Genomic DNA, 18,494 nt, shown 5'->3' on the forward strand with positions numbered 1-18,494 from the left:
CAGGGCAAGGCGGTGCGCTTCAAGCCATGAAATCGAATAGGGAGTTTTTGCCCGTATAACCGGGCAGGGCCGGGTTCGTGCCCATCTGTTCCTGGGCCGAATACGCTTTCACCAGCGCCTGCGCCTGCGCCGTCAGCGCCTTGGCCAGCACGGCTTTCTTGTTGTTCAAGGTGGTGATCTCCTTGCCCACCGATTGCACTTCCTTGCGAATGATGCTCGTTTCGCCCGTCAGTTCGCCGATCTTGCTCGAAAACTGGTCCGCAACGCCCTTGCCCTTATTCGTAAACAGCTTGCTGACAGCGTCCGGATCGGCGGCGATGGCGGCCTTGAGCTTCTTATCGTCGATCACCAGCTCGCCGCTCTTGCCCAGGCTGACGCCAGCGCTGCCTAATATGGAAGCGGGCACACCCGTGCTGGCCGTGCGCAGCACCTGCTCCATCTGCGAGCGCACCTGGCCCAATGCCGTGTCGGACTTCAAGTCGCCTTGCTGCAGGCTTTGCAGCTTGCTGTTGAGTTCATTGTAGGCCGTGACGAAGCTGGCCACATTGCTGGCAATCTGGCTGCTATCCTTGGTAATGACGAGCTCGGTCACACCCTTTTTCTTCAATTCGATGGTGGCGCCCTCGACGGCCGTCGTCAAGGTATTCGTGGCACTCTTGATGTCCTTGCCGTCAACGCTGAGCAGCGCATCCTGAGCGGCGGTCGTCTGCTGCAAACCCTTGCTGGCCCCGGGCGCATAGCTGAGCAGATTGCTGACGGCAGCGTCGCCGGACACGCTGATACGCATGCTGCTGTCGGCACCGCTCTTGCCGTTTAGAGTCAGCGCATAGCCGTCCGGGCCTTTCACCACGCTGGCGTCGATGCCCTGCTGCTTCAACGCAGCGGCGATGCCGTCGAGACTATTGTTGCTGCTGTCGATGGTCAGCGAAATGACCTTGCCACTGCCGGGGGTAAATTGCTTGCCGTCGGTCGCGCCCACTTCGATCTTGAGCAACGCAGGCGCGCCCGTGCCGATCGCCGCGCTTGATGATTTCTGCGCGCCGCTGAGCAAAGTCTGCGCCTGTGCCAACTGTTTGACATTGAGTGCATGGCTGCCGCTGACAGCCTTGTCGGTGGTGCTGGCACTCAGGACATCCTTGGCGCTGGAGGTAGCTGCCGTGGCCAAGCCGCTGCCGGCCATGTTCTTGGCCACGGCTTGAAATTTCGCCAGCGCCGATTGCAACTGGCCCAGCCCAGAGAATTTGGCCTGGTCGCGCGCCAGGCTGGCATTGAGCTTGCCGACGCCCGAGTTCTGCGACTGCATCTGACGCTCCACCTTCGCATACACATCGGCCGAGATGCTACCCTGCGTCGTCTGTTGCGTGTTGTTGGTGTAAGCCTTGCTATTAATGGTCGAGTTAAACATGGTCGGCGCTCCCGTCGGGTCTAAGGTCATGGCACACGGTCCAGATCTCGGCCGCGCTGCGCTGCAATGGCAAAGGACGGCAGGCGCGTCTGGCGCGGCAAGGTCCTTCTTCTGCTTGCTCATTATGCAGCATTGGCTGAATATTAAAACAGCGAACAGAACGCGTTTTTCCCGGCTACAAAGCCATATGCACCATTTTAGCGCATTGCGCATGCCACACGCCAAGGGCGTGCCTCAGCGCATAAATTTCGCGATGGCGCTGCTGACAGCCATGTCCAGTTGCTGGAAAGTAAATCCGACCTTGAAACCTGCACTGCTGAAAATGCAGTGCGAGACGGACACGCGCGCCTCGATGATGTGCGCCGAGCCATCGTAAAACAACTCGAACAACACCTTGCCCTGCTTGCCTGTCGGCACCGGATCAGAGATGATGGCGACCATGCCGCCCGGCCCCACATCAAGGGTGCGGGCCGCTACGGGAGCCGCGCCATCCATGACCAACATTGCCTTAGCACGCAAAATCTTGCGTGCGCCCTGCCTTTGCTCAACTGACACCGTATTCCGCTTCTCTATCCATGCATTACCGATGCGGACTCGCGAGACGAATCCATCGGAATGATATTATAGATCTAAACGGAAACTCTGTTTTACTTGCGCTAAAATTGACATTTAAACCACGCCAACACTTACTCCAGGTCGCGCAACTTATTGAACGCTTCGTCGATGCGCTCGACGCCGATGACCTTGATGCCTTCGATGGCTTGCTTGGGCAGGTTGGACTTGGGCACGACGGCCAGGGTAAAGCCCAGCTTGGCCGCTTCGCGCAAGCGTTCCTGGCCGCGTGGCGCGGGACGGATTTCACCGGCCAGACCCACTTCGCCAAATACCACGAGGCCGCGCGGCAAGGGTTTGTTGCGCATCGACGAGTTAATCGCCAGCAACACGGCCAAGTCGGCCGCCGGCTCGGTGATCTTCACGCCACCGACGGCATTGATAAAGACATCCTGGTCGAAGGCGGCGATGCCAGCATGGCGGTGCGCCACGGCCAGCAGCATGGCCAGGCGGTTCTGCTCCAGGCCGACGGACAGCCGGCGCGCATTCGGCAGATGGCTGGTATCGACCAGGGCCTGGATTTCCACCAACAAGGGGCGCGTGCCTTCCTGCGTCACCATCACGCAGGAACCCGGCACCTGATTGTCATGCTGCGACAGGAACAGGGCAGACGGGTTCGACACGCCTTTCAAACCCTTTTCTGTCATGGCGAACACACCGAGTTCATTGACGGCGCCGAAACGGTTCTTGATGGCACGCACCAGGCGGAAGCTGGAATGGGCGTCACCCTCGAAATACAGCACCGTGTCGACGATGTGTTCAAGCACGCGCGGACCGGCCAGCGCACCCTCTTTCGTCACGTGGCCCACCAAAATGATGGTCACACCGGTCTGCTTGGCCGCGCGCGTCAGCTGCGCCGCGCATTCGCGCACTTGCGCCACGGAACCGGGCGCCGAGCTGAGCGCGTCAGAATACACGGTCTGGATGGAGTCGATCACCACCACTTCCGGCTTCAAGTCGTTCAAGGTGGAGAGGATCTTCTCCAGCTGGATCTCGGCCTGCAACTTGAGTTCCTTGGCGTCGATGACGAGGCGCTTGGCGCGCAGGGCGATCTGGGCGCCGGATTCCTCGCCACTGACATACAGCACGCGCTTGTGGTGCGACATATTGGCCAGCGCCTGCAGCAGCAGGGTCGACTTGCCAATGCCCGGGTCGCCACCGATCAGCACCACGCCGCCCGCCACCATGCCGCCGCCCAGCACGCGGTCGAATTCCTCGATGCCCGTGCCGAAACGGGGCACGTCGATGGCGTCGATATCGTCCAGCGACAGCACGGGCGCCGTCTGCGCCAGCGCCATGTGCTGCGGGTTCGAATAGCGGTTGTTGCCAGCCGTCTCGGGCACGGTTTCCACCATGGTATTCCACTGATTGCACGAGGTGCATTGCCCCATCCATTTATTGCTGCTGGCGCCACAATCGCTGCACGTATAGATGGTCTTGACTTTTGCCATGGTGTATTGTGCTCGGGTAAAGTGAAACAGCTGGTTATATATACAGTAGAATCATAGTATAACCAATTCGCCGCTCGCGGTCACGCCTCGTTCACTGGTACGCGGGGCGCCAGTGCACACATCAGCTCGTAGCCGATGGTGCCGGCGGCCATGGCCACCTCGTCGATCGGCATGCCTTGCCCCCACAAGGTCACGCTGCTGCCAACGCGCGCGCCGGGCACGTGCGTCAAGTCCACCATCAACATGTCCATCGAGACCCGGCCGATGAGTCCCGTGCGCACGCCGTCGACCAGCACGGGCGTGCCATCGGGCGCATGGCGCGGATAGCCATCGGCATAGCCGCAGGCCACCACACCCACCCGGGTCTTGCCGGCCGCTTCGTAGCCGCTGCCATAGCCCACCACTGCGCCAGCGTCGATATCCTGGATGCCGATGATGCTGCTGCGCAAGGTCATGGTGGGCAGCAAACCCAAGGCCTGCGCCGCCGCGCCGCCGGGCGTAGCGCCATACAGCATGATGCCGGGGCGCACCCAATCGCTGTCCAGATGGTGCAGCAGCATGGCGGCCGAATTGCACAGGCTGCGCGGCAAGACCGTGCCCATGCTGACCGTAGCGATGCTGGCCACCCCGGCCTCGAAACGCGACATCTGCTGGGCCAGCGGCAAGCGCGTGGCCGCCGCCGCGTCCGCGTTGGCAAAATGCGTGATCAGGGTAATCGTGCCGATATGCGCCATGGCGCGCAGGCGCGCGTATGCGGCGGCCACAGTGTGCGGCGTAAAGCCCAGGCGGTTCATGCCCGTATTCATCTTCAGGTGCACATCGATGGCGTGCGGCAGGCGCGCCGCTGCCAGCAGAGCGATCTGTTCTTCGCAATGCACGCTGCCATTGAGCTGGTACTGCGCCATGACGGGTAAATCGCTGGCATCGAAAAAGCCTTCCAGCAGCAAGATGGGCTTGGTCCAACCCAGTTCACGCAAGCGCACGGCGTAATCGAGCTCGACCAGCGCCAGGCCATCGGCGTCGGCAAACCCGCGCATGGCCCGCTCCAGGCCGTGACCATAGGCATTCGCCTTGACGACGGCCCACACTTTGGCGCCACGGGCGCAGGCACGCGCACGCGCCAGGTTCTGTTGCATGGCATCAAGATGGATGGTGGCGATGAGGGGCCTGGGCATATGCGTGGTTCACGGCAAGTGGGAAAGCCCTATTTTACCGGATGGGTTTGATGCGGGCCGGCAAGCCTGCACGTCCGATGAGCGCGACGCTTCTCGATACTCGCCCAAGACAGCAGGTATAAAATGTTCACATGTGATGTATTTTTCTACCGCACAAAAATTATGCTTCGCTTAGGCAAGACTATGCAAAGCAGCCCCGTCCAAACTTGGGGTTTGCCGTTTTTTCGTGGTATAAAGCAAGCCAGATATGATTTCAGGCAATCCAGAATGAATCGTGGTTTTTATACCATCATGGCGGCGCAGTTCTTTTCCTCGCTGGCAGATAACGCCCTCTTTTTTGTCGCCGTCGATTTATTGGTGTCCATGCAATCTCCGGCGTGGATCACACCGCTACTGAAACTGTCGTTCGTGCTGTTTTACGTGCTGTTGGCCGCTTTTGTCGGCGCCTTCGCCGATGCACTGCCGAAAGGCAAGGTCATGTTCATCGCCAACATGGTCAAAATTTTCGGCTGCGCCCTCGTCTTCTTTCACGTCCACCCGCTGCTGGCCTATGCCGTCGTCGGTTTCGGTGCGGCCGTGTACTCGCCCGCCAAATACGGCATCTTGACGGAACTGCTGCCGCCGGAAAAGCTGGTGGCAGCGAATGGCTGGATCGAAGGCTTGACCGTCACTTCCATCATCCTCGGCACCGTCATGGGCGGCGCGCTTGTTAGCGGCCACATGTCCGGCATACTGCTGTCGTTCGATTTTCCGCTCGTCGATACCAGCATCAACACCAAAACGGAAGCGGCCCTGTGCGTGGTAGTGGGCATCTACGTGCTGGCGACCCTGGCCAACCTGAAGATTCCTGACACGGGCTGCGTGTATGCGCACCAGGAACGCAATCCTATCAAACTGATCACCGATTTTGCCAATTGCTATTCCATTTTGTGGAAAGACAAGCTGGGCCAGATCACGCTGGCCGTGACAACCCTGTTCTGGGGCGCTGGCGCAACCTTGCAGCTGATCGTACTGGAATGGGCCAAGCAGTCGCTGAACATGCCTTTCGACAAGGCGACCAGCCTGGTGGGCGTGGTGGCCATCGGCGTGGCCGCCGGCGCCGTACTGTCGGCACGCTTCGTTCCGCTGCGCAAATCGCTGACCGTCATTCCGCTCGGTATCGCCATGGGCGTGATCGTCATGATGATGACGCAGGTACACTCCGTGTGGATCGCCTACCCGCTGCTGATACTGATCGGCGCCCTGTCGGGCTTTTTCGTCGTGCCCATGAATGCCCTGCTGCAACATCGCGGCCACGTCCTGATGAGCGCAGGCCACTCCATCGCGGTGCAGAACTTCAATGAAAACCTGTCGATTCTTACCATGCTGGCCATGTACTCGATCATGATACGCTTGCACCTGCCGCTCAATATCATCATCACCCTGTTCGGCCTGTTCGTCGCCGGCACCATGTACATGATCATGCGCAGACACAAGCTGAATCAACTGGAACACGACAATCTTTCTTTGATCGGCGAGCATAAACACTAATTTTGGGGTCAGACGGGGACGCCGGGTCCCGGCGGGGGAATGTATCCCAATGGAATACATTCCGATCGCAAAGCGACTGACCCCAGCATTACGCTGGCAGCGTGCCTGCCAGCCGCCGCGCGGCAGCCTGCTGCGTCCAGTCATGCGGCACGACAAAACCGCGCGTGCGCTCCACTTCCCAGCCGTCCACATGCTCCACCGTGGCCACCATCACCGCTTGCGCCAAATCACCGAACTGCAAGCGCAAGGCATCGCGTTCCAGCACGTCCACGCCCTGCCCCTTGAACGGCGCCAGCCATTGCAGTCGCGGCAGCACGACATAGCGTTGCTGCGGCAATTGAGCAGGCGTGCACCAAAAGCCATGTCCATGTTCCTGAGAAATTCCATCCATGCCGGGCGCCGTGTCCGGCGCATAAAACAGCCAGCCCTTGACCAGCGCCTGCGCCGCCCGCACGGGCTGCGCCAGCAGGCTTTGCGCGGCCGGATGGCGTGACAAAGCTAGTTGCTTGTCAATAATCTTGCGCATTTTCAATCCCAGGGTATCGGCCAGGTTAGGGCCGATCAAGTGATTGAACACGCCAGGATCGGGCGCGCCTTCGAGCAGGTAGAACTTGGTGGCAAATTCCCAATGCAGCAAGTCGCTGCCGTCACGCAGCAAGAAATCGAACTCGCCCACCGTGTCGTTGCGGTTGACCTGCACCTGCAAGCCATGCGCCTGCAAGACGCCTTGTTGCTCGAAATAAAAGGCCAGCAGCTTTTCAGCGTACAGGCCCAGACGGGAATAAAACTTGGCGCCCAGCGCTGCATCGAGCGGCGATGGCTCATCTTGCAGCGCTGCGAGCCAGGCGGCAACCGAGGGCGTGACGGCTGCGAGGCTGGCGATGCGCCCGCCCCAGTGGGGGCAGGCCGGGTCGAGCAAGTCGGGCGAGTCGAGCAGCCAGGCCAGCGCGCGCACGCGGGGGTGCGTCAAATGCCCCCAGCGGCGTTCGAAGCGGGCCTGGAAGGTGCCGCCGGCCGCGTCAGCCGCGTCAGCCGCCGGCATGCGTGCTTTTCGCCAGGCACAGGTCGGCCCAGGCACGCGCCTTGGCCTTGCCCGTCTCGTCCTGCAGCAGCATTTCCGGGTGGAAGGTGGCGACGACGGCGGCATTGCCCAACTGGCGTACCTTGCCGCGCACGGGTTTTTCGCCCGGATTGATGCCGGCGGCAGCCATCGAACCCAGGGTGACGATGGTGCGCGGCTGCAGCAGGGCCAGTTCGCGCTCGAAATACGGGCGACAGGCGGCGGACTCCGATTCGGTAGGCAAGCGCTCCTGGCCCATCTCGTCGAGAGGACGGCATTTCAGCAAGTGCGTGATGTACACCTCGCTGCCTGCATCGACCTCGATGGCCTTGAGCATATTGTCCAGCAGTTTCCCTTGCTCGCCCGGCAAGGCACGCCCTTCGCGCTCTTCCGCGCGGGACGGGCTGCTGGCCAGCATCAGCCAGGCACCCTGGCGCTCGCCACGGCCCATGACGACGCCCTTGCGCGTCTGGCACAAATCGCAGCGCGCACACTTGGCCACGGCCGCCGTCAAGCCATCCCAGTCGAGCGCGGCAATCTCGGCATCGCTCAGCTGTTTGGCCGGCGGCGGCGCAGGCGCATCGTCGAACCAGGCCGTGTCGTCGGACGTGGCGGCAGGCTCTGGCGTCACGGCCGCAGCAGCGGCAACAGCGACAGGCACTTCGACCGTCAGCTCGGCAACTACCTCGCTGACAGCCTCGAAGGCGTCGAGCACGGTTGGCGCTACGGCGACACCGCTCGCCACGACTGCCTCGGCGACGACGTCAACGCGCTGCGGCGCCGCGCCCTGGCGCAAGCGCCACAGGGGACCGACGCCCATTTCATCGAGGAAAACGGCGCTGCGACTCATGAGGCGACTCATAAGGCATAACGCATCACGATGGCGTCCTCACGTTGCGAGTTGCTGGCCGGATAGTATCCCTTGCGCCGGCCGATCTGTTCAAATCCATAGCGCTGGTAAATATCGAGCGCGCGCACGTTCGACGGGCGCACTTCCAGCAGCATCGATTCCATGCCCAGCTGGCGCGCGCAGGCGCAGGACTGGTTCAGCAGGAAACGGCCCAGACCCTGGCCCTGGATGGCGCCTTCGACGGCCACGTTGAGCAAGTGCGCTTCATCGACCACCAGCATCAGCAGAAAATAGCCTAGCAGGGTGCCATCGACATCGCGCAGCACCCAGGCCGGATAGCCGCTGTTGAGCGAATCGATAAAGTTGCCATGCGTCCAAGGATGCGGATACACGCGCTGCTCCAGCGCCAGCACCTCCAACAGGTCCGCTTCGAGCATAGGCTGATAGTCGAGACGCAGCAAGTCCCAGCCTGCCGCACTGTCGTCCTGCGTCACTGCGTCCTTGCCCTCCTGCATCATTGCGCCGACTCCGTAGCGGCCTTGGCCTGTTGCATCTCGTGCCGCTCCGCGCTCGTGTAGGCGATCTTATTGCGCAAGTATAAAGGCTGCGCCTCGGCCGCCGTCACGGCATGACCGGCCGCAAAGGCGATGCGCGCCAGCTGCGCCACCTGCACGGCGTGCGGCATGATGGCGGCATCGGCGGTGGCGGCGCACGGCAGCGCGGCCAAGGCGTCGGCGTAGGCGCCAAAGCCGTTGCCGCAGCCGATGACGTCGCCTTGCGGCGCCACGCCGGCTGGCGCGCTCAAGGCTGGTGGCAGGACAAGCTGCAAGCCATCCTGGTAGGCATATTGCGCCCAGTACACTTCGCCCATGCGGGCGTCGAGCACGCTCACGATGCGCTGCGCGCCATGCTGCTGGTGGCACGCCAGCGCCATGGCGTCAAGTGTCACGATGGGCACGACTGGCAGCTTGGCGCCATAGGCCAAGCCTTGCGCGATGCCGCAAGCGGTGCGCACGCCGGTAAACGAGCCGGGGCCGGAACCGTAGGCGATGGCGTCGACGTCGGTCAGGGTCAGGCCTGCTTCGGCCAGCAATTCCTGCAACATCGGCAAGATCGACTGGGAATGCGTGCGCACGCCCGACGAGGCACGGGACAGGACCATATCGCCGCGCAACAGGGCGCATGAGGCGAGTTCGGACGAAGTTTCAATAGCAAGTAAGGTGGGAAGTAAGATAGGCATGGCGTATTTTACCTTGCCACGCCATGGCGCGGCACTCCCCCGCTGCCCCATGCCGGCAGCAGCCGGGCAGCGATCAGGCCGATACCGCCAATACGGCTTGCACAGCGGGGCCGCGAGGACGGCTATAATAAAAGACGCAGCTCATTATTTGACCGGCATCCAGTCTGCCGTGCCAAGCAATCGCTTAGCGACATCGTTTTTCCACCCTTGCCTTGGTCCGCTCCGTGAATCCACTTCTTGCTAAACTGCAACCATATCCATTTGAAAAGCTGCGCCAACTGTTTGCCGGCGTGACGGTCAACCCCGAGTATGCGCCCATCAGCCTGGGCATGGGCGAACCCAAGCACCCGACGCCAGCGTTCATCGAGCAGGCGCTGGTCGACAATATCCACGGTCTGGCCAGTTACCCGACCACCATCGGTTCGGAAGCCTTGCGCAGCGCCATCGCCGGCTGGCTGGAACGCCGTTACGCCATCCCCAAGCTCAATCCTGGCACGCAGATCCTGCCCGTGAACGGTTCGCGCGAGGCGCTGTTTGCGCTGGCGCAAACGGTCATCGATCCAGCGGCCGGTTCGCTGGTGATCAGCCCGAACCCGTTTTACCAGATCTATGAGGGCGCGGCCTACCTGGCCGGCGCCGAGCCGTATTTCGTCAACTCTGACCCCGCGCGTAATTTCGGCTGCGACTACGACAGCGTGCCGACCAGTGTGTGGGAAAAGGTCAAGCTGCTGTTCCTGTGTTCGCCGGGCAACCCGACGGGGGCCGTACTGACCCTGACGGACTGGGAGCATTTGTTCGCCCTGTCCGAGCGCTATGATTTCGTCATCGCCGCCGACGAGTGCTATTCCGAGATCTACCATACCGACACGCCCCCGCTGGGTGCGCTGCAGGCGGCGCACATGTTGGGCCTGTCCACCATCGAGCGTCCGTATGCGCGCCTGGTGGTCTTTTCCAGCCTGTCGAAACGTTCGAACGTGCCGGGCATGCGTTCGGGCTTCGTCGCCGGCGACGCGCAAATACTGAAAAAATTCCTGCTCTACCGAACCTACCACGGCGGCGCCATGAGCCCTGCCGTGCAGGCGGCCTCCGTCGCGGCCTGGAACGACGAAACCCATGTCGAGGAAAATCGCGCCAAGTACCGCGCCAAGTTCGACGCCATCACGCCGCTGCTGCAAGCGGTGATGGACGTGCAATTGCCGGACGCCGGCTTCTACCTGTGGGCCGACGTCAGCCGCACGGGACTGTCCGACACCGAATTCGCGCAACGCCTGTACGCCGAATATAACGTGACGGTATTGCCTGGTAGCTACCTGGCGCGCGACGCGCACGGCATCAACCCGGGCCGCAACCGCATCCGCATGGCCCTGGTGGCCGAAACAGCCGAAGGGCTGGAAGCGGCACTGCGCATAGTAAAATTCTGCCAGCAGCTTTCCGCATCCGCATCAACCCCCGCATTAACCAATACATAAACAAGACATCATCATGAGCCAACAACTGCAAAACATCATCGACCAAGCCTGGGAAAACCGCGCCGAGATCAATCCGGGCAATGGCACGGCCGAACTGCGCGACGCCGTGTCCCACGTCATCAATGGCCTGGACAATGGCAGCATCCGCGTGGCGGAAAAAACCTCGGGCGACTGGGTTGTCAACCAGTGGGTCAAGAAAGCCGTGCTGCTGTCGTTCCGCCTGGAAGACAACGTCGTCCTGCCGTCCGACGGTACAATGCAGTTCTACGACAAGGTACCGACCAAGTTCGCCAACTACACCGCCGAAGACTTCGCCAAGGGCGGTTTCCGCGTAGTGCCGCCAGCGGTTGCCCGCCGCGGCAGCTTCATCGCCAAAAACGTCGTGCTGATGCCGTCCTACGTCAACATCGGCGCTTACGTCGATGAAGGCGCCATGGTCGACACCTGGGCTACCGTCGGCTCCTGCGCGCAGATCGGCAAGAACGTCCACCTGTCCGGCGGCGTCGGCATCGGCGGCGTGCTCGAACCGATGCAAGCGAACCCGACCATTATCGAAGACAATTGCTTCATCGGCGCCCGTTCGGAAATCGTCGAAGGCGTGATCGTCGAAGAAAACTCGGTCATCTCGATGGGCGTCTACATCGGCCAGTCGACCAAGATCTACGACCGCGCCACGGGCGAAGTGACGTATGGCCGCGTGCCAGCCGGTTCCGTCGTGGTGTCGGGCAACCTGCCTTCGGAAGACGGCAAGTACTCGCTGTACTGCGCCGTGATCGTCAAGCGCGTGGATGCAAAAACCCGCGCAAAAACAGGCATCAACGAACTGCTGCGCGGTATCTAATTACTGCGCCGCGAGGCGCACGTAGCCCCCTGAATGTCCCGCCCCGGCGGGACATTTCATTTCAGCAGCACGCATTCAATCGCCGCGCTGTCCTTCCTGTCCGGCTCGGGTGGGCGCGGCGCGCGTGCTGGAACTGCCCGTGCATTTCGGCCCGGCAGCATCAAGCAAAACGACACTCCGGCACGCGTAAGGGAATCACGGGGCAGTGTTGCAGCGCCGCATCGACTGCCGCATCGACTGTATAATGGTGGCTAACACCGCAAAGCGTGCCAGCGCAAGCACCGCGATCAAGCGTAGCGCATTGACTCCCCTTAGCCCGACCACTATGACCATTACACTCTACGGTATCCCCAATTGCGATACCGTCAAAAAGGCCCGCACCTGGCTGGCCGCGCAGCAAATCGACTTTACCTTCCACGACTTCAAGAAGCAGGGCCTGGAACGCGCCAGCGTCGAAGCGTGGCTGCAGCAATTGCCGTGGGATGTGCTGATCAACAAGAAAGGCACGACCTGGCGCGCCCTGTCCGACGAGCGCAAGGCCGCTACCGTCGACGCTGCCAGCGCCTTGGAACTGATGCTGGAAAACCCATCCATCATCAAGCGCCCCGTGCTGGATAAGGATGGCCAGTTCAGCGTGGCGTTTTCCGATGCACAATACTCAGCCATTTTCGGGCTGTAATTTTTTCTGACAACAGAACCACCCTACACCTGAAATGCTGGGGTCGCGCCCAAGAGTACGACCCAACCCTACACCATGACCACCTCCAAAACCCTCGCCCTGACCGAAAAACTGCTGGCCCTGTCTTCGGTCACACCCGATGACAAAGGCTGCCAGCAGCACCTGATCGAACTTCTCACGCCACTGGGCTTTGTCTGCGAGACGATACAGTCGAACGGCGTCACCAATCTGTGGGCGCGCCGTGGCACGACCTCCCCCGTGTTCGTCTTTGCCGGCCATACGGACGTGGTGCCTAGCGGCCCCGTCGAGCAATGGCGCTCGCAGCCCTTCATCCCCACCCAGCGCGACGGCAAGCTGTATGGCCGTGGCGCGGCTGACATGAAGACCTCGATCGCCGCCATGGTGATCGCTTGCGAGGAATTCATCGCCGCCACGCCCGAGCACACGGGTTCCATCGCCTTCCTGATCACCAGCGACGAGGAAGGTCCGGCCACGGATGGCACCGTTATCGTCTGCAACAAATTGAAGGAACGCGGCGAGCAAATCGACTATTGCCTGGTGGGCGAGCCGACGTCGAGCGCACAACTGGGCGACATGATCAAGAACGGCCGCCGCGGTTCGCTGTCGGGCCGGCTGACGATCAAGGGCGTGCAAGGTCATATCGCCTACCCGCACCTGGCAAAAAACCCGATCCACGAAGCGGCGCAGGCGCTGGCCGACCTGGTCGAGGAAAAGTGGGATGCGGGCAACGAGTACTACCTGCCAACGTCGTGGCAAATGTCCAATATCAACGCGGGCACGGGTGCCAATAACGTGATTCCGGGCGGCATGGTGATCGATTTCAATTTCCGCTTTTCCACGGCCAGCACGGCGCAAAGCCTGCAGGAGCGCGTGCACGCCATCCTCGACCAGCATGACTTGCAATACGATTTGCAGTGGACCCTGAACGGCCTACCCTTCCTCACGCCGCGCGGCACCCTCTCCGATGCGCTGTCGTGCGCAATTCACGCGGAAACGGGCATGGTGACGCAGTTGTCGACCACGGGCGGCACCTCGGATGGCCGGTTTATCGCGCAAATCTGCCCCCAAGTGATAGAATTCGGGCCGCCCAATGCCAGTATTCACAAGATCGACGAGCATATCGAACTGCGTCACATCGATCCTCTGAAGAATATTTACCGGCGTACGCTGGAGCATTTGCTGCCCGCCTGAAGCAGAATACCGAGGCCCGTCACGGCGGGCCAGAACACCGTCTTTTCGAGAATGCCATGAACCCGAACCCGTTTTCCACGCCACGCGACCTGCTGCGCTACGCCGTTACCCGTTTTAATACCGCCAAGCTGTTTTTCGGCCACGGCAGCGCCGAAGCGTTCGACGAGGCAGCCTATTTGATCTTGCACACCTTGAAGTTGCCGCTCGACAAGCTCGAACCGTTCCTCGACGCCAAGCTGCTGCCATCGGAAATCGCCAACGTAATGGCAGTCATCGACCGTCGCAGCATCGACCGCGTGCCAGCTGCCTACATCACCAAGGAAGGCTGGCTGGGCACGTATAACTTCTACGTCGACGAGCGCGTGATCGTGCCGCGTTCCTTCATCGCCGAGCTGATCCCTGAATATTTCTCGCCATGGGTGACGGAACCGGAAGCCGTGGAAAACATCCTGGAACTATGCACCGGCTCGGGCTGCCTTTCGATCATGATGGCCGACGCCTTCCCGAACGCCAGCGTGGACGCCGTGGACATTTCCGCCGACGCCCTGGCCGTGGCCAAGCGCAACGTCGACACGTATAAACTGCAAGAGCGCGTCACGCTGATCGAATCGGACCTGTACACCAATGTGCCGGTCAAGAAATATGATTTAATCATCAGCAACCCGCCGTATGTCAATTCCGCGTCGATGGGCGCCCTGCCCCAGGAATACCTGGCCGAACCGCAAATCGCCCTCGACGGCGGCAGCGATGGCATGGACCTGGTGCGCAAGATCATCGCCGGCGCAGCCGAGCGCCTGACGGACGACGGCATCCTGATGATAGAAATCGGCAACGAACGCGCATATGCGGAAGCGGCCTTCGGCGAGCTGGGCCTGACCTGGCTGACGACGAGCGCTGGCGACGACATGGTATTCCTGCTGACGGCCGAGCAGCTGAAGCTGGGTTAATTGACAAACGCACGACCTCACTCAACCCAACAGCAAATGCCGGGGTCGCACCCTCAGGGTACGACCCCAGGTTTGCGCCTTTGGGTTAAAACACAAAGAAAAAAATGATACGTTTCCTACAAGTAAGCCTGATGCGCGGCATCAAACCGTTGCTCGAACAAGTCGATGTCACGCTCAACCCGGGCGACAAGATCGGCCTGATCGGCGCCAATGGCGCGGGCAAATCGAGCCTGTTCGCCATGATGCGTGGCGAATTGCACCCTGACCAGGGCGAGATCGATTTCCCGGCCAAATGGCGCGTGGCTTACGTGGCGCAGGAAACGCCGCCACTGGACCGTGCCGCGCTCGACTACGCGATCGATGGCGACGCCACCTTGCGCAAACTGGAAGCTGAACTGGCGTATCTTGAGTCGCAAGCAGAAAGCACGGAAAACGGCATCGCCATCGGCAATATGTACAGCGCGCTGGCCGACGCCGACGCCTACACGGTGCAGTCGCGCGGCGAGCAATTGCTGCTGGGCCTGGGCTTCACGCTGGACCAGATGCAGCAACCGGTGGCAAGTTTTTCCGGCGGCTGGCGCATGCGTTTGAACCTGGCGCAGGCGCTGATGTGCCCGTCCGACCTGCTGCTGCTCGATGAACCGACCAACCATCTGGATCTGGACGCCATCATCTGGCTGGAAGACTGGCTCAAGCGCTACGCCGGCACCTTGCTGATCATTTCCCATGACCGCGACTTCCTCGATGAAGTCGTCAACGTGGTCGTGCATATCGACGAGCGCAAGCTGAAGCGCTACTCGGGCAACTACTCGAGCTTCGAGCGCCAACGCGCGGCGCAGATGATCCTGGCCGCCGGCGCGCTGGAAAAGCAGCAGCGCAAGCGTGCCCATCTGGAATCGTTCGTCAACCGCTTCAAGGCGCAAGCATCAAAAGCGCGTCAGGCGCAAAGCCGCATGAAGGCGCTGGCGAAGATGGAAGAACTGGCGCCCTTGCGCGCTGCCGCCGAATTCTCGTTCGAATTTCGCGAGCCTTTGAGCGCACCGAATCCATTGATGGTGATGGAAGACGTCGATGCGGGCTACAAGATCGAGAACGAAGCGACGGGCGAAATCACGCACAAAACCATCGTCAACGGCATCAAGTTTTCGCTGCAGATCGGCCAGCGCATCGGCCTCTTGGGCCAGAACGGCGCCGGCAAGTCGACCCTGATCAAGACCATCGCGGGCGAACTGATGCCTTTGAACGGCGACGCCACCATGGGCAAGGGCTTGAACATCGGCTACTTCGCCCAGCACCAGGTGGAAATGCTGCGCCACGACGAATCGCCGCTGTGGCATCTGGCCAAGATCGCCCCCACCGTGCGCGAGCAGGAACTGCGCAACTTCCTGGGCGGTTTCAACTTCCCCGGCAACATGGTCACCGCGTCGATCGCGCCATTCTCGGGCGGCGAAAAAGCCCGTCTGGCACTGGCCCTGATCGTCTGGCAGCGTCCGAATTTGCTGCTGCTCGATGAACCGACCAACCATCTGGATCTGGAAACGCGCGAAGCGCTGACGGAAGCGCTGGCACAGTTCGAAGGCACCCTGGTCGTCGTTTCGCATGATCGCCATTTGCTGCGCGCCACCACCGATGAATTCATCATCGTTGCCGACGGCAAGCTGCAGCCGTTCGACGGCGACCTGGACGACTACAAGGATTGGTTGTTCAAGACCAAGCTGGGCAAAGGCACCGACGTGCTGCCGGCTGCCGGCAAGGCCAACAAGACCGATTTTCCGGTGACTTCTGCCATACCTTCACCGGTAGCGGCCGCCCCTGCTGCACCCGTGCGCGACAAGCGCCAGGAAGCGGAAGAGCGCCAGAAGGCAGCCGCCTTGCGAAAGCCGATCGAAAACAAGATCAAGCGCCAGGAAGAGCAGATCGCCAAGCGCAACGCGCAAAAGGCGGAAACGGAAGCCAAGCTGGGCGAACCGACCATCTATGACGCGGCCAACAAGGCCAAGCTGAAGCAGTTGCTGGCTGACCAGACCTTCTTCACCAAGGATCTGGCGCAACTGGAAGCGGAATGGCTCGATTTGCAGGATCAGCTGGAAAAGCTCGGCTAACCAAGTAACGATAAAAGACGACTCCCGGGTCGTCTTTTTTTAGGCTGCCTGCATGGGGCCGGGGCTGCGGATCGCCATCAGGCGGTCGATGTCGACAAGGATCAGCCGGCGCCCGGCCAGCGTGGCCAAGCCCAGCAGGTATTCGGCTTCCGCTGCGCCCAGATCAGGCACGGCGGCGATATCGGCCGGGGCCAGGCTGACGATATCGGTCACGCCATCCACCACCATGCCCACCACGCCATTGCTCAACTGCAGGATGATCACGTCGGTGGATGGATCGGGTGCGTCCCCGGCACTGTCAAACGCGGCGCGCATGTCGACGATGGGGATGATCATGCCACGCGAGAGAGCCACGTTGTGCAGCACTTCGCCTTCCGAGGAAAAACGCTCGAGCTCCTTGAGCGGACGCAATTCGCGCACGCAGCGGTAATCGAGGCCGTATTCCAGGCCGCCCGAGTGGAAACTCAGGTATTGCACGGTACTGCGTTGCGCCGTTGCTGTGGCGCCAGGCGTCGTCGTGGGCTGCATGATGATCCTTTCATCGGGTAAGCGCTGCCAGGATGCGCAGTGGCGCAACGTTGGCCCCATGCTAACGAGCATCGGCGCACACGGCGTTGAGAATCATCAACTTTCCAGGAAGACATTATCGGCCGACCGCCCCAGCCTTGCGCCGGCGCAGCCATCTTCCCTTACAATAGATGATTGTTTTTCCACAGGCAGGCCATGCAACACCTTGTCAATCGCGCTGAAGTTGAATTTTCCGCCATCCGCGCCCAGGGCCCGGGCGGGCAGAACGTCAATAAGGTTTCCAGCGCCATCCATTTACGCTTTCCCATTGCCGCCTCGTCGCTACCGGAAGCGTACAAGGAACGCCTGCTGGCCTTGCGCGACAGCCGTATCAGCAAGGATGGCGTGCTGGTGCTCAAGGCGCAGCAATCGCGCAGCCAGGAACAGAACAAGGAAGAAGCCTTGCGCCGGCTGCAGGACATCATCGACAGCGTAACCTTCCTGCCCGCCGTGCGCCGCGCCACCAAGCCCACACGTAGCTCGCAACGGCGGCGCCTCGACAGCAAGAACACGCACAGCATGCTGAAACAATCGCGCGGCAAGGTCAGCGACTGATCCAGCCGGCCACCGGCTCGTCAAACGCGCGACGGGCCAGCATCTTGCCATCTGCGTCAGCCGATAGTGCTGCAAAGTAAATCCTCGCGCAGGCCTTGCCTCTCAGCGTCACACATTGAACGATTTGACTCAATGCAGCAGGACAAAAACAGTAGGACACAAGCACGCGGCGCGGCGATGTGCCTGACGCAGCAAGAATGGCGGCGTGCGGCGTCCAGATGCAAACAGGGCCATCCCTTGCGAGATGGCCCTGCCTGATGCGGTGCCCGTAACCTAGCGGCGCGGCGGATTCGAGTAAATATCCTGCCCTACTTCATTGATCTGGCGGCGCAGGTCGCGGCGCTCGTCGGGCGTCAAGCGGCCCGTGCGGCGCGAGGCGTCGGCGCCTTCGCTGGCGCGGCGCTGCTCTTCGGCACGCGTGTCGAAACTGCGTGCGTCGCGCTGTTCGCGCAGTCGCGTGTCGTTGTTGCTGTTACTATTGCTAGTGCTGCGCTGTCCCTGATCATAGCGCTGGACCTGCACTTGCGGCGGGTCGTCACGGCGCGGCGGCTGGTTTTGCGCCAGCGCCATGCTGGCGAAAAAGACGGAAAAAACGGCAACTGCGGATACCACAGTCGTACGTGCGGCCATAGGTGCGGCCATAGGTGCGGCAATAGCTGCGCTGGGAGCGGCGTGAATTTTTTTAGTAAAGATATTCATTGAGTTCCTCTTCCGCGATGCCGTATAAGCTTAAAGCTGATTTCCACTGTGGCCCCAGTGTATGATGCTTTACACGGTGCAGTAAGAGTAATTGGGTAAA

General features: G+C 61.3%; 18 protein-coding genes. 8 read left to right on the top strand and 10 right to left on the bottom strand.

All coding sequences use genetic code 11. From position 1 onward, the window contains the following. Positions 1 to 19: 19 nt before the first annotated feature. The 4 genes from fliD to alr all read right to left on the bottom strand — a co-directional run bounded on the left by fliD (position 20) and on the right by alr (position 4,643). On the bottom strand, positions 20 to 1,435 hold the full coding sequence (fliD, locus tag H4V96_RS14190; protein ID WP_280721014.1) for a flagellar filament capping protein FliD: 1,416 nt from the start codon (positions 1,433 to 1,435) through the stop codon (positions 20 to 22). 204 nt (positions 1,436 to 1,639) lie between these two features. After that, positions 1,640 to 1,960, bottom strand: a complete 321-nt coding sequence (locus H4V96_RS14195; RefSeq protein WP_280721015.1) for a PilZ domain-containing protein — start codon at positions 1,958 to 1,960, stop codon at positions 1,640 to 1,642. 131 nt (positions 1,961 to 2,091) lie between these two features. Then, positions 2,092 to 3,468 (bottom strand): DNA repair protein RadA, encoded by a 1,377-nt coding sequence (gene radA, locus H4V96_RS14200; RefSeq protein WP_010399606.1) that lies wholly within the window; start codon positions 3,466 to 3,468, stop codon positions 2,092 to 2,094. A gap of 80 nt (positions 3,469 to 3,548) precedes the next feature. Further along, positions 3,549 to 4,643 carry an alanine racemase gene (alr, locus tag H4V96_RS14205; protein ID WP_070346810.1) on the bottom strand — a complete coding sequence of 365 codons (1,095 nt, stop codon included), beginning with the start codon at positions 4,641 to 4,643 and terminating at the stop codon, positions 3,549 to 3,551. A 267-nt stretch (positions 4,644 to 4,910) separates the two neighbouring features. On the opposite strand from alr, the gene lplT reads away from it, so the two are divergent. After that, positions 4,911 to 6,173: a lysophospholipid transporter LplT gene (gene lplT, locus H4V96_RS14210; protein WP_010399611.1), complete on the top strand. Its 1,263-nt coding sequence runs from the start codon at positions 4,911 to 4,913 to the stop codon at positions 6,171 to 6,173. A gap of 88 nt (positions 6,174 to 6,261) precedes the next feature. Here the strand turns inward: lplT and H4V96_RS14215 are convergent, their stop codons facing one another. From H4V96_RS14215 to tsaB, 4 genes are read right to left on the bottom strand one after another with little or no spacing between them, the layout of a single operon-like run. Then, entirely contained in the window at positions 6,262 to 7,215 is a 954-nt protein-coding gene (locus H4V96_RS14215) for a DUF1853 family protein (protein WP_196856358.1), read from the bottom strand. After that, positions 7,202 to 8,083, bottom strand: coding sequence for a uracil-DNA glycosylase (locus H4V96_RS14220; protein WP_280721016.1), 882 nt, complete (start codon positions 8,081 to 8,083; stop codon positions 7,202 to 7,204). The genes H4V96_RS14215 and H4V96_RS14220 overlap by 14 nt, the downstream gene beginning before the upstream one ends. A gap of 8 nt (positions 8,084 to 8,091) precedes the next feature. Next, positions 8,092 to 8,601, bottom strand: coding sequence for a ribosomal protein S18-alanine N-acetyltransferase (gene rimI, locus H4V96_RS14225; protein WP_010399616.1), 510 nt, complete (start codon positions 8,599 to 8,601; stop codon positions 8,092 to 8,094). Next, positions 8,598 to 9,323, bottom strand: coding sequence for a tRNA (adenosine(37)-N6)-threonylcarbamoyltransferase complex dimerization subunit type 1 TsaB (tsaB, locus tag H4V96_RS14230; protein ID WP_043462325.1), 726 nt, complete (start codon positions 9,321 to 9,323; stop codon positions 8,598 to 8,600). The genes rimI and tsaB overlap by 4 nt, the downstream gene beginning before the upstream one ends. Positions 9,324 to 9,547: 224 nt before the next feature. Between tsaB and dapC the strand changes: the two genes are divergently transcribed. The 6 genes from dapC to H4V96_RS14260 all read left to right on the top strand — a co-directional run bounded on the left by dapC (position 9,548) and on the right by H4V96_RS14260 (position 16,573). Continuing rightward, positions 9,548 to 10,792, top strand: coding sequence for a succinyldiaminopimelate transaminase (gene dapC / locus H4V96_RS14235; RefSeq protein WP_196856356.1), 1,245 nt, complete (start codon positions 9,548 to 9,550; stop codon positions 10,790 to 10,792). 13 nt (positions 10,793 to 10,805) lie between these two features. Then, on the top strand, positions 10,806 to 11,633 hold the full coding sequence (dapD, locus tag H4V96_RS14240) for a 2,3,4,5-tetrahydropyridine-2,6-dicarboxylate N-succinyltransferase (protein ID WP_010399621.1): 828 nt from the start codon (positions 10,806 to 10,808) through the stop codon (positions 11,631 to 11,633). A 325-nt stretch (positions 11,634 to 11,958) separates the two neighbouring features. Next, positions 11,959 to 12,312 (top strand): ArsC family reductase, encoded by a 354-nt coding sequence (locus H4V96_RS14245; protein ID WP_010399623.1) that lies wholly within the window; start codon positions 11,959 to 11,961, stop codon positions 12,310 to 12,312. A 75-nt stretch (positions 12,313 to 12,387) separates the two neighbouring features. Beyond that, positions 12,388 to 13,524, top strand: a complete 1,137-nt coding sequence (gene dapE / locus H4V96_RS14250) for a succinyl-diaminopimelate desuccinylase (RefSeq protein WP_280721017.1) — start codon at positions 12,388 to 12,390, stop codon at positions 13,522 to 13,524. 56 nt (positions 13,525 to 13,580) lie between these two features. Then, positions 13,581 to 14,471: a 50S ribosomal protein L3 N(5)-glutamine methyltransferase gene (prmB, locus tag H4V96_RS14255; protein ID WP_196856354.1), complete on the top strand. Its 891-nt coding sequence runs from the start codon at positions 13,581 to 13,583 to the stop codon at positions 14,469 to 14,471. A 104-nt stretch (positions 14,472 to 14,575) separates the two neighbouring features. Beyond that, positions 14,576 to 16,573 carry an ATP-binding cassette domain-containing protein gene (locus H4V96_RS14260; protein ID WP_196856353.1) on the top strand — a complete coding sequence of 666 codons (1,998 nt, stop codon included), beginning with the start codon at positions 14,576 to 14,578 and terminating at the stop codon, positions 16,571 to 16,573. A 39-nt stretch (positions 16,574 to 16,612) separates the two neighbouring features. On the opposite strand, the gene H4V96_RS14265 is transcribed toward H4V96_RS14260, so the two are convergent. Continuing rightward, on the bottom strand, positions 16,613 to 17,101 hold the full coding sequence (locus H4V96_RS14265) for a chemotaxis protein CheW (RefSeq protein WP_196856352.1): 489 nt from the start codon (positions 17,099 to 17,101) through the stop codon (positions 16,613 to 16,615). Between the two features lie 195 nt (positions 17,102 to 17,296). Between H4V96_RS14265 and arfB the strand changes: the two genes are divergently transcribed. Next, positions 17,297 to 17,695: an alternative ribosome rescue aminoacyl-tRNA hydrolase ArfB gene (gene arfB / locus H4V96_RS14270; protein WP_070346819.1), complete on the top strand. Its 399-nt coding sequence runs from the start codon at positions 17,297 to 17,299 to the stop codon at positions 17,693 to 17,695. Positions 17,696 to 17,968: 273 nt separating this feature from the next. Here the strand turns inward: arfB and H4V96_RS14275 are convergent, their stop codons facing one another. After that, positions 17,969 to 18,325: a hypothetical protein gene (locus H4V96_RS14275; protein ID WP_280721018.1), complete on the bottom strand. Its 357-nt coding sequence runs from the start codon at positions 18,323 to 18,325 to the stop codon at positions 17,969 to 17,971. Positions 18,326 to 18,494: the final 169 nt, after the last annotated feature.

The organism is Janthinobacterium sp. CG_23.4 (assembly GCF_029892305.1).
Taxonomy (GTDB): Bacteria; Pseudomonadota; Gammaproteobacteria; order Burkholderiales; family Burkholderiaceae_D; genus Janthinobacterium; species Janthinobacterium lividum_D.